This window comes from Amycolatopsis sp. NBC_01307, assembly GCF_035975215.1.
In the GTDB taxonomy this organism is placed as follows: domain Bacteria; phylum Actinomycetota; class Actinomycetes; order Mycobacteriales; family Pseudonocardiaceae; genus Amycolatopsis.
The window spans coordinates 512,950-527,033 of record NZ_CP108403.1; the positions used below are offsets into that span (position 1 = coordinate 512,950).

The following is a 14,084-nucleotide window of genomic DNA, read 5'->3' on the forward strand; positions in this document are numbered from 1 at the left end:
GGAGAGGCATCACGCGTGATTGGGTGGACGACACGCGTGATTGAGGGGACGACTCGCGTGATTGTGCGGTCGGCTCACGTACCCAGAGGGTCGGGTCGCGTACGCAGGGGGTCGGGTCAGCGGGTCAGCACTGGACGTCGCGGGCCGAGGCCAGCAGGGTCTGGTCGATGACCGGGGCCTGGGCGCCCGCGGACTGCTCGTTGCCGCCGCCGCCCTGGTGGGCCTTGGACCACTCGGCGAGCTGGGTGAGGACCTGGCGGGCCTCGGCGCGCGGGCGGATGTCGCCGAAGTTGGTGCCGGTGACGAGGTCGACGCTGGCGTCCTTGCGGTTGTCCTGGACCAGCTCGGCGCAGGGCACCACCAGGCCGAGCGTGCGGGCCGCGGTGATGCCGTTCTCGCCGAAGCGGATCTGGCCGCGGCACTTCGCTTCGCGGTTCTCGTAGGCGGGGTCGTTGGCCGGCTCGCCGGTGTTGGTGAACCCGAGCTCGTGCAGCGCCGTCGTCGTGATGCTGCCCTGACCGCGCGTGCTCGACGCGTTGAGGACCTTCACCGCGACCTTGTCCGGCGGCACCGGCGCGCGGTCGTCGAGGGCGTTGTGGGGGAGTGTGCTGAACGTGACACCCGGCGGCGGGCTGGCCTGCGGGTCGCACCGGACGGCCTCGTCGACGTCGCCCTTGCCGACCGCGGCGTTGATCCAGACGATGATCGCGCCGAGCGCCAGCACGCCGATGACGATCAGCGCCGGCAGTGGCTTGTGCCTGCGGTACGGCCGCGCCGCACGGTCCCCGATGCCGTTCCCCGACGCCACCTGCCCGTCCCTTCCCGAACCCAGAACCCGACGGCAGCTCGTCGGCACCGTCGTGGCCGATCAGCCTAGGCGCTGCGACCCGCGTGCGCGGGTCCGGGTCACCCCGCCGGTTTCCCGGGCGCCGCCGTGGTCCCGGGCGCCGCCCGGAGGCCTGTCCCCGTGCGGCGATCGCACCACGCGGGGGTCGGCCGGGGCAAGCGGACACGGGCCCCCCGTGAGGTTCTCCACCCGGGGGCAACCCGAATGGACGACAACGCGTCTTACCTGCGGGTTCCCCCTGTCGGGTGACGAATCCCCGGCAATGTCTGACTCGTTGCAGAAGCCGCGAAGGCGTGAGCTACCCTTCCCGGGCTCCGGCCGCAGGACGAGGCCCAAAACGAGAGAGACCTCGGTCACTCCGGCCGTCGGGCACAAACAGCGGCCCTGGAACGTTGACCAGCGGCACGGCGGACTCGCGGGCGCACCCGAGGGTCCGGGAAAACGACTACACAAGCTGATCGCAGGGGTGAGGGACACATGGCTACCGACTACGACGCTCCGCGCCGCAGCGAAGCCGACGAGCTGGCCGAAGACTCGTTGGAGGAGCTCAAGGCCCGGCGGAACGAGAACCAGTCCGGCGTCGTCGACGTCGACGAGGACGCGACCGCCGAGAACTTCGAGCTTCCAGGTGCCGACCTCTCCGGGCTTTCCGGTGAGGACATGACCGTGAAGGTGGTGCCGAAGCAGGCGGACGAGTTCACCTGCTCCGTGTGCTTCCTGGTGCACCACCGCAGCAGGCTGGCCGAGGAGAGCGGTGGACGCCTGATCTGCCGCGACTGCGCCTGAGGGCGCGGGAGCTCGGACCAGGGTTCGGGACGAACAGACGCGACGGAGAGCCCTGAGGGATCAAGGGAGGGCTCGAAGCGCGCTGGGGACAAGGGGGCCGGCCGGCAGGCCGGCCCCCTTCCACGTCTCCGGGCGATCAGGCGCCCTTGAGCAGCTCGGCGACGCGCTCCGGGTGCCGGGTGCTGAACAGCCAGTACGGCGTCGGGTCCGCGGGGTCGGTGAGCCGGATCCGCACGGCCGGGCCGACCCAGCCGCGGTGCAGCACGTACGCCGCGGGGTCGCCGTCGCGGCCGAGCGCCTTGCGCTTGGCGTCCTTGTCGAAGATCTCCACCTCGCCGACGTAGCGCAGCGGCAGGTGCGCGTCGCCCACCCACAGCTCGGGCTCGTCACCGCCGGTGACGCGGATCCGGGACTTGCCGAGCGACAGCAGCAGCGCCACCACCACCGGCAACGCGATCACGTACGGCAGCCAGGCCCGGATCCCCGGGTACCCGAGGTCGATCTCGGCCGCCAGGAGGATCGCGCCCAGGACCGGCAGCGGCCAGCCCCACCACGGGACGTAGAGCCGCTCGGAGTGCCGGACCGCGGCGCTCGAGGCCGTCTTCGCTGATTCACCCACGGGTAGAGAGTAATCTCGCCGCCCGTGTCCAGCGTTCAGGTACTCCTCTCCCGGCTCGACCCGGATGTCCCGCTGCCCGCCTACGCCCGACCGGGCGACGCGGGCGCCGATCTCGTCACGACCTCGGATATCGTGCTCGAACCCGGGGAACGCGGGGTGGTCGGCACCGGTGTCGCGATCGCGCTCCCCCCGGGTTTCGCGGGGTTCGTCCACCCCCGCTCGGGCCTGGCCGCCCGGGTCGGTCTCTCGGTGGTCAACACCCCGGGCACGATCGACGCGGGCTACCGCGGTGAGATCAAGGTCTGCCTGATCAACCACGACCCGGTGCACCCGGTGAAGCTCACCCGCGGGGACCGCATCGCCCAGCTGGTCGTGCAGCGGGTCGAACACGCCGAGTTCGTCGAGGTCGCCGAGCTCGACGCGACCGAACGGGGCGCCGGCGGCTACGGCTCCACGGGCGGACACGCCACACTGGGAGCAGACGCGCTCGCGGCGAGCGCCGTGGCTGGGGAAGGAACGGAGAAGTAGTGGGGATTTTCGGACGCAAGCGGCGGACCGAGGGCGGGTCCGCGGGACGGCACGCCGCGCCCGATGCCGACGACACGATCGAGGACGACGAGTTCAGCGAGGACTCCGAGCTGTCGGACGTCTCCGACGGCCCGTTCGACGTCGCGGACTTCGAGGACGACGGCGTCCCGCGGATCGACCTCGGCTCGGTGAAGGTGCCGGTGCCCGACGGGTCGCAGGTCCAGGTCGAGATGGACCCGGAGACCAGCGGCGTGCGGGCCGTGCACGTCGTCACCGAGCAGGGCCAGATCACGGTCAGCGCGTACGCCGCGCCGCGCACCGGCGGGTTGTGGCGGGAGGTCAGCACCGAGCTGGCCGACCAGCTGCGGGCCGACGGCGCCAAGGTCAACATCGGCCGCGGCGCGTGGGGCCTGGAGATCTCGGCCATCGTCGGCGACGTCTCGCTGCGCTTCGTCGGCATCGACCGGCCGCGCTGGATGCTGCGCGGCGTCATCGCCGGGCCGCAGTCGGAGGCCGCGGCGGCGGTGGAGGTGCTGCGGGACATCGTCCGCCGCACGATCGTCGACCGCGGTGACGCGCCGATGCCGGTCCGGACGCCGCTGACCATCACGCTCCCCGAGGCGGTCGCGGAGCACATCGCCGCCCAGCAACAGGGCTGACGCTCGACCCGAAAGTCCGTGAATGCCACATTGAGGGACATAGCGTCCGTCAATGTGGCATTCACGGCTTTTGGCAAGCCCTGAGGAAGGCGAGCACCGTCGCGCGGCCCAGTGACTCGCGGTCGGCGCCCAGCGCGGCCAGGGTCGTCGGGCCCAGCGACGCTCGAGGGAGGGCCGCGGCCCACTCGGATGCGACTTTCGTCGGGTGTATCGGGTCGTCGGTGCACGTGCCGACGCCCGCGGGCACCGTCAGCGCCGCCAGCTCGGCCAGTGACGGCGCCGGGCGGGCCGCCGCGACGCGCAGGCTCGCCGCCAGGCCGTCGCCGTGCCGGCGCCAGGCGCGGTCCAGTTCCGCCCGCAGCCAGTCCGGGCTGCCGGCGGTCTGCGCCAGCGCGCCGTCGACCCCGGAACGGGCCACCAGATCCGCCGACAGCGACGCGGCGAGCGACGCGGGTGCTGGGCCCGGAGTCCCGTTCCAGGCCGGGAGCGCGGCCAGCAGGCCCCCGCAACGGCCGGGATTGCGCACGGCCCACTCCGCGGCCAGGTGGGCGCCGAACGAAATGCCGCCTACGAGCAGTTCGCCGTGTTCGTCCGCCAGCGCGTCGAGGATCGCCAGGTAGCCGTCGGCCAGCGTCGCCCCCGGTGGCGGCGCCGGCGTGAGGAGCGGGACGCCGAGGGCGCGCAGCGGGCCGGCGAAGACGGCGCGGACGAACACCTCGTCGGAGCCGGTGCCGGGCAGCAGCACGGCGGCGGGAGCGGGGATTGCGGACGTCACGTTGCGATCTTTGCGCAAAGGCGTTTCCCTGACGGGGACCGCAGTACGCTGGAAACGTTCGGGCCGCAAAGACCAAGTCGGGGGCCCCGGAGCACAGGAGCACCTATGTCCGCCAAAGACGGCGGCTACTTCAGCCGGTTGGTTCGCAAGCTGACCAGCGACGTCGAGGATCTCGACGCCGACGAGATGTCGATGAGGTCGGACGCCGAAGGCGCGCAGCGCGCCTGCGACTGCCGCTCCGGCGAAGAGGTCACCGTGCTGGGGAGACTCCGCAGTGTCGAGCTCTGCCCGACCAACGAAGCCGCCACGCTGGAGGCGGAGCTGTTCGACGGGACACAGGGCGTGACGCTAATCTGGCTCGGCCGCCGCCGGATCGCGGGCATCGAACCGGGCCGCACGATCAAGGTGCGCGGCCGGATGGCCACCCGTGACGGCCAGAAGGTGCTGTACAACCCCTATTACGAACTCCAGAGCCCAGTGAGTTGATCACCTATCGTGACTGATCCCGCCCCGAGCGAGAAGAAGACCGAAGACGCGGATGAACCGCAGCCGACCCTGCTCGAGCAGATGGGCGGCGTGTCCGGCCTGATCTACTCGTCGCTGCCGGTGATCGTGTTCGTCCTGGCGAACTCCTTCTTCGGCCTGACCGCGGCCATCTGGACCTCGATCGGCAGCGCGGTGGCCATCACCGTGCTGCGGCTGGTGCGCAAGGAGCCGCTGCAGCCGGCGATCTCCGGGTTCTTCGGCGTCGCCATCGCGGCGTTCATCGCCTACCGTACCGGGTCCGCGAAGGGGTTCTTCCTCTTCGGGATCTACGCGAGCCTCGTCTACTGCGGCATCTTCGTGCTGTCGGTGGTGGTGCGCTACCCGATCGCGGGCGTCGTCTGGAACATGCTCAACGGCACCGGCCAGGCGTGGCGCAAGGACAAGCCGTCCCGCTACGGCTACGACGTCGCCACGCTGGCCATGGCGGCGATCTTCGCCGCCCGGTTCGTCGTGCAGCGGTGGCTCTACCAGGAGGACTACACCGGCTGGCTGGCCTTCGCGAAGATCGCCATGGGCTACCCGCTCTACGCGCTGGGCCTGCTGGTGGTCGTCTGGGCGGTGCGCCGGTCGGACAAGCGGCTCAAGGCCATGGCCGAGGACGAGCCGGCCCCGGAGACCGACGCCGAGGTCGAAGCCCGGCTCCGCGAAAAGTACGCGGCCCCCGAGGCCTGAAGTTCCCTAACGCCGTGAAGGCCTCCTTACCGGCCATAAGAGCCGGTAAGGAGGCCTTCACGGCTTTTGTCAGTAGCCCAGGGCCGTGCGGATCTCCGGCTCGACGTCGGACGTCGCCACGAACAGCAGCTCGTCGCCCGGCTCGAGCGGGTCCTCCGGCTGCGGCACGATCACGCGGTCGCCGCGCAGGATCGTCACCAGCGCCGCGTCGCGGGGCAGGTCCAGCTCGCTCACCGGCTTCCCGGCCAGCGGCGTCTCCTCCGGGAGGGTGAGCTCGACGAGGTTCGCGTTGCTCTGCCGGAACGTCATCAGCCGGACGAGGTCGCCGACGCTGACCGCCTCTTCGACCATCGCCGCGAGCATCCGCGGGGTCGACACCGCGACGTCGACGCCCCAGGCGTCGGTGAAGAGCCACTCGTTGGCCGGGTTGTTCACCCGGGCCACGACGCGCTTCACCGCGAACTCGGTCTTCGCCAGCAGCGACACCACGAGGTTGGCCTTGTCGTCGCCGGTCGCCGCGATCACGACGTCGCACTGCTCGATCCCGGACTCCTCCAGGATCGACACCTCGCAGGCGTCGCCGAGCACCCAGTCGGCCTGCTCGACGGTGTGCGGCTCGAACTGGTCGGCCTCCCGCTCGATGAGCATCACCTGGTGCCTGCCGTCGATCAGCTCGGCGGCGATGGACCGGCCCACGGCGCCCGCACCGGCAATCGCGACCCTCATGCCTCGTCCTCCGGTTCGCGGTTGGCCACGCTGCCCACGTCGCTGACGGTGCCGGAGCGCGCGGCCACCCACACGTCGTCGTCGGCCTGCAGCACGGTCTTGGGGTCCGGCAGCACGGCGGTGCCGAAGCGCATGATGAACGCGACCCGAGCGCCGCTCGCCTCCTGCAGGGACTTCACGGAGTGCCCGACCCAGCCCTCGTGGAGCGGCAGCTGCAGGATCGCGACATTGCCCGACGGGTCCCGCCACGCTGACGCGACGCCGTCCGGCAGCAGGGTGCGCAGGAACCGGTCGGTGGTCCACGGCACGGTCGCCACCGTCGGGATGCCCAGCCGCTCGTAGACGGCGGCGCGCTTGTGGTCGTAGATCCGCGCCACGACGTGCTCGATGCCGAAGTTCTCGCGCGCGACCCGCGCCGAGATGATGTTCGAGTTGTCGCCGCTGGACACCGCGGCGAACGCGCCGGCCCGCTCGATCCCGGCCGAGATCAGCACCTTGCGGTCGAACCCGACCCCGACGACCTGCTGGCCGTGGAAGTCGCTGCCCAGCCTGCGGAACGCCTGCTGGTTCTTGTCGATGACGGCCACCTCGTGGCCGAGCCGCTCCAGCGCAGCGGCCAGGGACGCGCCGACCCGGCCGCATCCCATGATCACCACGTGCACGCCCTGCCTCCTCATTCGGCGGTTTCCCGTCCGTACCTACCCCGACATGCCAGCGCCGAACCTACCCTGCGCCCCGCCGGTCAGCTCCACCGTCCTCCCCGCCACCGCCCTCGACGGAGAAGCGCCGCTCCGCTGTACTGTCCGGTGGTGTCGAAGTTCCCGACCGTGCTGAAACGCCTGGTCCTCGGACGTCCGTTCCGCAGTGACAGGCTCGCTCACACGCTCCTGCCGAAGCGCATCGCGCTGCCTATCTTCGCGTCCGACGCGCTCTCGAGCGTGGCGTACGCGCCCGAAGAGATCTTCCTGACGCTCAGCGTCGCGGGGCTGTCCGCGTACGCGCTGGCGCCGTGGATCGGCATCATGGTCGCGCTGGTGATGCTCGTCGTCGTCGCGTCCTACCGGCAGAACGTGCACGCCTACCCGAGCGGCGGCGGTGACTACGAGGTCGCCAACACGAACCTGGGCGGCAAGTTCGGGCTGACCGTCGCGAGCGCGCTGCTCGTCGACTACGTCCTCACGGTCGCGGTGTCCACTTCGTCCGGTGTGGCCAACATCGGGTCCGCCGTCCCGTGGGTCGCCGAGCACAAGGTGCTGGCGTCCATCGTGATCGTCTCGGTGCTCACGGCGTTGAACCTGCGGGGCATCCGCGAGTCGGGCAAGGCCTTCGCGATCCCGACGTACGGGTTCATCATCGGCATCATGATCATGGTCGTCTGGGGCCTGTTCCAGGCGGCGACCGGCACCCAGATGAAGGCCGAGAGCGCCGGGTTCACGCTGAGCGCCGAAGGATCCTTCGCGGGTGTCGCGTACGCGTTCCTGGTGCTGCGGGCGTTCTCCTCCGGCGCCGCGGCGCTGACCGGGGTCGAGGCGATCAGCAACGGCGTCCCGGCGTTCCAGAAACCCAAGTCGAAGAACGCGGCCACCACGCTGCTGATGATGGGCCTGCTCGCCGTCACCATGCTGGTCGGCATCATCACGCTCGCCACGATCACCGACGTCAAGTTCGCCGAGGACCCGGCGGAGCAGCTCGCCGGCGCGCCCGCGGGCTACCAGCAGAAGACGATCGTCGCGCAGATCGCGCACGCGGTGTTCGCGGACTTCCCGCCGGCGTTCTACTACATCTCCTTCTCCACCGGCATCATCCTGCTGCTGGCCGCGAACACCGCATTCAACGGTTTCCCGGTGCTGGGCTCGATCCTGGCGCAGGACCGCTACCTGCCGCGGCAGCTGCACACCCGCGGCGACCGGCTCGCGTTCTCCAACGGCATCCTGTTCCTGGCGGCGTTCGCGCTGGTGCTGATCATCGCGTTCGACGCCGAGGTGACCCGGCTGATCCAGCTGTACATCGTGGGCGTGTTCGTGTCGTTCACGGTGAGCCAGGCGGGCATGATCCGGCACTGGAACCGGTTGCTGGCCAAGGAAACCGACCCCGCCAAGCGGCGGCGGATGCGGCGCTCGCAGACGGTCAACGCGGTCGGCCTCACCTGCACCGGCGTCGTGCTGGTGATCGTGCTGATCACGAAGTTCCTGCTGGGCGCGTGGATCGCGATCGCCGCGATGATCGCGATCTTCGTGCTGATGACCGCGATCCGGAAGCACTACGACCGCGTCGCCGACGAGCTGAAGGACCTCGGCGACACCCCGACCGTGCTGCCGTCGCGCAACCACGCGATCGTCCTGGTGTCCAAACTGCACCGCCCGACCCTGCGCGCGCTGGCCTACGCCAAGGCGATGCGCCCGGACGTCCTCGAAGCCGTCACGGTCAACGTGGACGACGCGGACACCCGCCGGCTCACCGCCGAATGGGACGCGCACAACTTCAAGGTGCCGCTGAAGGTCGTCGAATCGCCCTACCGCGAGATCACGAAACCGGTGCTGGACTACGTGAAGCGCGTGCGCGGCGACAACCCGCGCAACGTCGTCACCGTGTTCATCCCGGAGTACGTGGTCGGTCACTGGTGGGAGCAGGTGCTGCACAACCAGAGCGCGCTGCGGCTCAAAGGCCGTCTGCTGTTCCAGTCCGGCGTGATCGTGGCGAGCGTGCCGTGGCAGCTGGAGTCCTCGGCCAAGGCGGCCGCGCGCGTCCGGAACGAACGGCCCGCCGCGGGCGACGTCCGGCGCGGGTTCTCACCCGGCGGCGTCCCGCCCGTCACCCCCGTCTCGAAGCCCGTTTCCAAACCCGTCGCGAAACCCAAGGAGCCCGCTGAATGACGTCCTGGCAAGGCCGAGTACTCGAGGTGGAGGTCGGTGCGGTCGCGCACGGCGGCCACTGCGTGGCCCGCGCCGACGGACGGGTGGTGTTCGTCCGGCACGCGCTGCCCGGCGAGCACGTGCGCGTCGAGGTCACCGAGGACAACGGCGGCTCGTTCTGCCGTGGCGACGCGGTCGAGGTGCTCAAGCCGTCACCGGACCGCGTCACACCGCCGTGCCCGCTCGCCGCGCCCGGCGCGTGCGGCGGCTGCGACTGGCAGCACGCGTCGCCGTCGTACCAGCGTGAGCTGAAGGCCGCGGTGGTCGCGGAGCAGCTGCAGCGGCTGGCCGGCATCGAACGCGAGGTCGTCGTCGAAGCCCTCGACGGCGGGGTGCTGGACTGGCGCAGCCGCGTCCGGCTGGTCGCCGGGCGGGACGGGCGCGCGGGCCTGCGCGCCCACCACAGCCACCGCGTGGTGGCCCTGGAGGACTGCCCGATCGCGGTCCCGGGCGAGCTCGAAGACGTCCTCGCGCGGCGCTGGCGCCCGGGCAGCGAGCTGGAGGTGACCAGCGACGGCGACGGCCGCACCCACGTCCGCGAGCTGTCGACGGTGCGCGGCAAGGTCCGCGCCCGGCAGCTGTCGGGCGGGGTGGCGGTGCAGCACGCCGCGGGCCGCGACTGGCGCCTCGACGCGCACGGCTTCTGGCAGGTCCACCCGGCGGCGGCGTCCACCCTGGCCGCGGTCGTGGCGGAGTGGGCGGAAGCGCCGGCGGGCGGATCGGCCTGGGACCTCTACGCGGGCGTCGGGCTGTTCGCGTCGGTGCTGGCCTCGCAGGTCGGCGAATCCGGGAGGGTGCTGGCGATCGAGTCGGGCCGCCGCGCGGTCACCGACGGCCAGCACAACCTCGCGGACCTGCCGCAGGTGTCGTGGCAGGCCGGGCGGGTGGAGGACGTGCTGTCCGCGGCGGACAAGCCCGTCGACGTCGTCGTCCTGGACCCGCCCCGCAAGGGCGCGGGCAAGGCGGTGGTGGAGTCGATCGTGGCCGGCCAGCCGGACCGCGTCGTGTACGTCGCCTGCGACCCGGCGGCCCTGGCCCGCGACCTCGCGACTTTCACGTCGCACGGCTACGCGCTGACGGCGCTGCGCGCGTTCGACGCGTTCCCGATGACGCACCACGTGGAGTGCGTGGCGCTGCTGTCCTGAGTTTTGCCGGTGGTGGTCGTCACACTGTCCTGGTGACTGTTCTCGACGCTTTCGACCGGGCCGCGTCGAGGGTGACCGGCCTGGTCACCGCGCGAAGGTGGCCGTTGGGTGAGGTGCTGGGGGAGTTCCTGGTCCACATGCGCGTGAACGAGTACCTGGCCCACGGCTGGCTTTCCGGTCACCTTCCGCGGCTGGGCCGTTCGGTGGATCCCGATCGGGCGACAGCTCAGCCCGCGAACCAGCGCTGCGGCGCCGGGCGCAGGTTCTGGTAGATGTGCTTCGTCTCGGTGTACTCGCCCAAGCCCGACGGGCCCAGCTCGCGGCCGAAGCCGGACTGCTTGTAGCCGCCCCACTCGGCCTGCGGGAGGTACGGGTGGAAGTCGTTGATCCACACCGTGCCGTGGCGCAGCCGGCCCGCGACGCGCTGCGCCCGCCCGGCGTCCTGCGTGAACACCGCGCCGGCCAGGCCGTAGTGGGTGTCGTTGGCGATGCGGACGGCGTCGTCCTCGTCGGTGAACGTCTCGACCGTCAGCACCGGCCCGAACGACTCGTCGACGACCGCCGACGAGCCCTGTTCCACCTGGTCCAGGATGGTCGGGAGGTAGTAGAAGCCGTCGGCCAGCGCCGGATCCGCAGGCCGGCGGCCGCCCGTGCGCAGCACCGCGCCCTCGGCCAGCGCCGCCGCCACGTACTTCTCGATCTTGTCGCGGTGGGCCGCCGAGATCAGCGGGCCGGTTTCCGCCTGCGAGTCGAACGGCCCGCCGAGGCGGATCCGCTCCGCCCGGCGCACCAGCTCGGCGACGAACTCGTCGTGCCACTCGCGCTGCACGATCAGCCGCGCGCCGGCCGAGCAGACCTGGCCGGAGTGCAGGAACACCGCGGTCAGCGCGTAGTCGACCGCCGTCTCGAAGTCGGCGTCGGCGAAGACCACGTTCGGGTTCTTCCCGCCCAGCTCGAGGGCCACTTTCTTGACCGTGGCGGCCGCCGCCGCGGCGATGGTCCGGCCGGTCGCCAGGCCACCGGTGAACGACACCAGGTCGACGTCCGGGTGCTCGGCCAGCGGCGCGCCGACCTCCGCACCGGCGCCGAGCACCAGGTTCGCGACGCCGTCCGGCAGGCCCGCCTCGGTGAGCAGCTTGAGGAACAGGATCGCCGTGTGCGGCGTCAGCTCGCTGGGCTTGAGCACGAACGTGTTACCCGCGGCCAGCGCGGGTGCGATCTTCCACACGGTCTGCAACAGCGGGTAGTTCCACGGCGTGATCAGCCCGCAGACGCCGACCGGTTCGTGCACGATCCGGCTGAAGGCGTCCGGGTTGCCGGTGTCGACGACGCGGCCCGCGTCCTGGGCCGCGAGCTTGCCGAAGTACCGCAGGCAGGCGGCGATGTCGGCCATGTCGTAGCGGCTCTCGACCAGGCGCTTGCCGGTGTCGAGCGACTCGGCCCTGGCGAACGCCTCGGCGTCGCGGTCCAGCAGGTCGGCGGTGCGCAACAGCAGGTCACCGCGCAGGTGCGCGGGCGTGCCGGGCCACGGCCCGGTGTCGAACGCGCGCCGCGCCGCGGCGATGGCGGCCTCGGTGTCCGCGGCGGTGCCCTCGGCGACCGTCACGACCGGGGTGCCGTCGGCCGGGCAGCGGATTTCGCGCCGCCCGCCGGCCACCGCGTCCACCCAGTCGCCGCCGATGAAGAAGTCCGCCATGCCGCCCATTCTCGTGGCCACGCGGCGTAACCGCCACAGCAGCGCGGGGAGACGAGGTTCACCCCGCGTGATGACGGGTGGTCGCGCTCCGCCTGTGACGCCGGACGCGGCGGGCGGAACCTCGGTGGCGGGTCTCCGTAGACTGGCCGGAACGTGGTCGTGGATGAGCGAGGTGGAGACGAGTGACGATGCTGGAGTCCGTCAGCGGACCGGCGGACCTGAAGCGCATGAGTGTCGAGGACCTCGGCGAACTGGCGGCCGAGATCCGGGACTTCCTCGTCGACAAGGTCCGCAGGGCCGGCGGGCACCTGGGGCCGAACCTCGGCGTCGTCGAGATGACACTGGCCCTGCACCGCGTGTTCGACTCGCCGCGCGACGCGATCGTCTGGGACGTCGGGCACCAGGCCTACGTCCACAAGATCGTCACCGGCCGCGCCGAGGGTTTCGACAAGCTGCGCCAGACCGGCGGCGTCACCGGCTACCCGTCGCGCGCCGAGAGCGAGCACGACTGGGTCGAGAGCAGCCACGCCTCCTCGGCACTGTCCTATGTGGACGGCCTGGCGAAGGCGTTCGCGCTGGGTGACGACGAGCGGCACGCGGTCGCCGTCGTCGGCGACGGCGCGCTCACCGGCGGCATGTGCTGGGAGGCGCTCAACAACATCGCCGCGCACCGGGACCGCCCGGTCGTGATCGTCATCAACGACAACGGCCGGTCCTACTCGCCGACCATCGGCGGGCTCGCCGACCACCTCGCCGCGCTGCGCCTGCAACCCGGGTACGAGCGCCTGCTCGACGGCGGCCGCGAGCTCCTCAAGCACACCCCCGTCGTCGGCAAGCCGATCTACGCCGCCCTGCACGCCGCGAAGGCCGGCCTGAAGGACGCGTTGAGCCCGCAGGCGATGTTCTCCGACCTCGGCCTGAAGTACCTCGGCCCGGTCGACGGCCACGACTTCGCCGCGCTGGAGAAGGCGTTCCAGAGCGCGAAGGCGTTCGGCGGCGCGGTGATCGTGCACGTGGTCACCGAGAAGGGCCACGGCTACGCGCCCGCGGTCAACAACGAGCACGACCAGATGCACCAGACCGACCCGATCGACCCGGAGACCGGCCTGCCGCCGGTGAAGGGCCCCAGCTGGACCGGCGTGTTCGGCGACGAGCTGGCGAAGATCGGCGCCGACCGCGACGACGTCGTCGCGATCACCGCGGCGATGCTGCGCTCGACCGGGCTGGACAAGTTCGCCGAGGCGTTCCCGGACCGCTGGTACGACGTCGGCATCGCCGAGCAGCACGCCGTCACCTCGGCCGCCGGTCTCGCCATGGGCGGGCTGCACCCGGTCGTCGCGATCTACTCGACGTTCCTCAACCGCGCGTTCGACCAGGTCCTGATGGACGTCGCGCTGCACCGCCTGCCGGTGACGCTGGTGCTGGACCGCGCCGGGATCACCGGGCCGGACGGGCCGAGCCACCACGGCATGTGGGACCTGTCGCTGCTGGGCATGGTGCCCGGCATGCGCGTCGCCGCGCCGCGCGACCCGGCCACGCTGCGCGAGGAGCTGCGCGAAGCGGTGGCGGTGGCCGACGGCCCGACCGCGCTGCGGTTCTCCAAGGGCAAGGTCGGCACGGACGTCACCGCCGTCGAGCGGCTCGGCACGGTCGACGTGCTGCGCCGCCCGAAGGAGGGCGCCGACGTCCTGCTGGTCACGGTGGGCGCGTTCGCCACGCTGGGCCTGGCCGCCGCGGCTCGGCTGGCCGACCAGGGCATCGGCGTCACGGTCGTCGACCCGCGCTGGGTGCTGCCGGTGCCCGCGGAGCTGGTCGCGCTGGCCGAGCAGCACAAGCTGGTGGTGACGGTCGAGGACAGCGGCCGCCACGGCGGCTTCGGCTCGGCCCTGGCGGCGGTCTTCCGCGACGCCGAGTGCGACGTCCCGCTGCGCGACCTGGCCGTCCCGCAGACGTTCCACGACCTGGGCAGCCGCGACGAGGTCCTGACCCGCATCGGCCTCACCGCTCAGGACGTCGCCCGCCGGGTGACGGAGTGGGCGTCGGGCCGCATCGGCGCACCCGCGGAACGGTCCGAGAAGAGCGCCGACCGCAGCTGAGTGTGAAAGCCGTGAAGGCCTCCTTACCGGCTCTTATGGCCGGTAAGGAGGCCTTCACGGCTTTACCGCCGACCTCG

15 protein-coding genes are annotated in these 14,084 nt (G+C 71.5%); 9 read left to right on the forward strand and 6 right to left on the reverse strand.

Translation table 11 applies throughout. The annotated features are described in order from the left end of the window. Positions 1 to 124: 124 nt before the first annotated feature. A complete protein-coding gene (cei, locus tag OG439_RS02455) occupies positions 125 to 808 on the reverse strand; it encodes an envelope integrity protein Cei (protein WP_247049014.1) in 684 nt (227 codons plus the stop codon). A gap of 516 nt (positions 809 to 1,324) precedes the next feature. Between cei and OG439_RS02460 the strand changes: the two genes are divergently transcribed. Beyond that, on the forward strand, positions 1,325 to 1,633 hold the full coding sequence (locus OG439_RS02460) for a DUF4193 domain-containing protein (protein WP_086676737.1): 309 nt from the start codon (positions 1,325 to 1,327) through the stop codon (positions 1,631 to 1,633). 136 nt (positions 1,634 to 1,769) lie between these two features. Here OG439_RS02460 and OG439_RS02465 read toward each other — a convergent pair whose 3' ends face one another. After that, entirely contained in the window at positions 1,770 to 2,252 is a 483-nt protein-coding gene (locus OG439_RS02465; RefSeq protein ID WP_326947696.1) for a DUF3093 domain-containing protein, read from the reverse strand. A 24-nt stretch (positions 2,253 to 2,276) separates the two neighbouring features. Here OG439_RS02465 and dut point away from each other — a divergent pair, with 24 nt between their 5' ends. Together dut and OG439_RS02475 are read left to right on the forward strand one after the other, a co-directional pair. After that, positions 2,277 to 2,780 carry a dUTP diphosphatase gene (dut, locus tag OG439_RS02470; RefSeq protein ID WP_326947697.1) on the forward strand — a complete coding sequence of 168 codons (504 nt, stop codon included), beginning with the start codon at positions 2,277 to 2,279 and terminating at the stop codon, positions 2,778 to 2,780. Next, a complete protein-coding gene (locus tag OG439_RS02475; protein WP_326947698.1) occupies positions 2,780 to 3,439 on the forward strand; it encodes a DUF3710 domain-containing protein in 660 nt (219 codons plus the stop codon). The genes dut and OG439_RS02475 overlap by 1 nt, the downstream gene beginning before the upstream one ends. A gap of 61 nt (positions 3,440 to 3,500) precedes the next feature. Here the strand turns inward: OG439_RS02475 and OG439_RS02480 are convergent, their stop codons facing one another. Beyond that, entirely contained in the window at positions 3,501 to 4,214 is a 714-nt protein-coding gene (locus OG439_RS02480; RefSeq protein WP_326947699.1) for an alpha/beta fold hydrolase, read from the reverse strand. 105 nt (positions 4,215 to 4,319) lie between these two features. Between OG439_RS02480 and OG439_RS02485 the strand changes: the two genes are divergently transcribed. Continuing rightward, on the forward strand, positions 4,320 to 4,700 hold the full coding sequence (locus OG439_RS02485) for an OB-fold nucleic acid binding domain-containing protein (RefSeq protein ID WP_247049018.1): 381 nt from the start codon (positions 4,320 to 4,322) through the stop codon (positions 4,698 to 4,700). A gap of 9 nt (positions 4,701 to 4,709) precedes the next feature. Beyond that, positions 4,710 to 5,432: a DUF3159 domain-containing protein gene (locus OG439_RS02490; RefSeq protein ID WP_247049019.1), complete on the forward strand. Its 723-nt coding sequence runs from the start codon at positions 4,710 to 4,712 to the stop codon at positions 5,430 to 5,432. Between the two features lie 69 nt (positions 5,433 to 5,501). On the opposite strand, the gene OG439_RS02495 is transcribed toward OG439_RS02490, so the two are convergent. Both OG439_RS02495 and OG439_RS02500 read right to left on the reverse strand, forming a co-directional pair. Further along, a complete protein-coding gene (locus OG439_RS02495; protein WP_247049020.1) occupies positions 5,502 to 6,158 on the reverse strand; it encodes a potassium channel family protein in 657 nt (218 codons plus the stop codon). Next, the gene (locus OG439_RS02500) at positions 6,155 to 6,820 is read right to left on the reverse strand and encodes a potassium channel family protein (RefSeq protein ID WP_326947700.1); all 666 of its coding nucleotides are present in this window, start codon (positions 6,818 to 6,820) and stop codon (positions 6,155 to 6,157) included. The genes OG439_RS02495 and OG439_RS02500 overlap by 4 nt, the downstream gene beginning before the upstream one ends. Before the next feature lie 147 nt (positions 6,821 to 6,967). Between OG439_RS02500 and OG439_RS02505 the strand changes: the two genes are divergently transcribed. The 3 genes from OG439_RS02505 to OG439_RS02515 are packed head-to-tail and all read left to right on the forward strand — an operon-like array spanning position 6,968 to position 10,487. Beyond that, complete coding sequence (locus OG439_RS02505) at positions 6,968 to 9,031, forward strand: APC family permease (RefSeq protein WP_326947701.1); 2,064 nt, start codon at positions 6,968 to 6,970, stop codon at positions 9,029 to 9,031. Further along, complete coding sequence (locus OG439_RS02510; RefSeq protein WP_326947702.1) at positions 9,028 to 10,215, forward strand: class I SAM-dependent RNA methyltransferase; 1,188 nt, start codon at positions 9,028 to 9,030, stop codon at positions 10,213 to 10,215. Before OG439_RS02505 ends, OG439_RS02510 begins: the two co-directional genes overlap by 4 nt. 32 nt (positions 10,216 to 10,247) lie before the next feature. Beyond that, positions 10,248 to 10,487, forward strand: a complete 240-nt coding sequence (locus OG439_RS02515; RefSeq protein ID WP_326947703.1) for a hypothetical protein — start codon at positions 10,248 to 10,250, stop codon at positions 10,485 to 10,487. Here OG439_RS02515 and OG439_RS02520 read toward each other — a convergent pair. Further along, positions 10,442 to 11,911 carry an aldehyde dehydrogenase family protein gene (locus tag OG439_RS02520; RefSeq protein WP_326947705.1) on the reverse strand — a complete coding sequence of 490 codons (1,470 nt, stop codon included), beginning with the start codon at positions 11,909 to 11,911 and terminating at the stop codon, positions 10,442 to 10,444. The genes OG439_RS02515 and OG439_RS02520 overlap by 46 nt on opposite strands. A 182-nt stretch (positions 11,912 to 12,093) precedes the next feature. On the opposite strand from OG439_RS02520, the gene dxs reads away from it, so the two are divergent. After that, positions 12,094 to 14,007 carry a 1-deoxy-D-xylulose-5-phosphate synthase gene (gene dxs / locus OG439_RS02525; protein WP_326947706.1) on the forward strand — a complete coding sequence of 638 codons (1,914 nt, stop codon included), beginning with the start codon at positions 12,094 to 12,096 and terminating at the stop codon, positions 14,005 to 14,007. Positions 14,008 to 14,084: the final 77 nt, after the last annotated feature.

Bases quoted from the DNA above. Each gene is read 5' to 3' on its own strand.
- OG439_RS02520 (WP_326947705.1), bottom strand. From the start codon at position 11,911: ATGGCGGACTTCTTCATCGGCGGCGACTGGGTGGACGCGGTGGCCGGC.
- OG439_RS02485 (WP_247049018.1), top strand. From the start codon at position 4,320: ATGTCCGCCAAAGACGGCGGCTACTTCAGCCGGTTGGTTCGCAAGCTG.
- OG439_RS02460 (WP_086676737.1), top strand. From the start codon at position 1,325: ATGGCTACCGACTACGACGCTCCGCGCCGCAGCGAAGCCGACGAGCTG.
- OG439_RS02510 (WP_326947702.1), top strand. From the start codon at position 9,028: ATGACGTCCTGGCAAGGCCGAGTACTCGAGGTGGAGGTCGGTGCGGTC.
- OG439_RS02495 (WP_247049020.1), bottom strand. From the start codon at position 6,158: ATGAGGGTCGCGATTGCCGGTGCGGGCGCCGTGGGCCGGTCCATCGCC.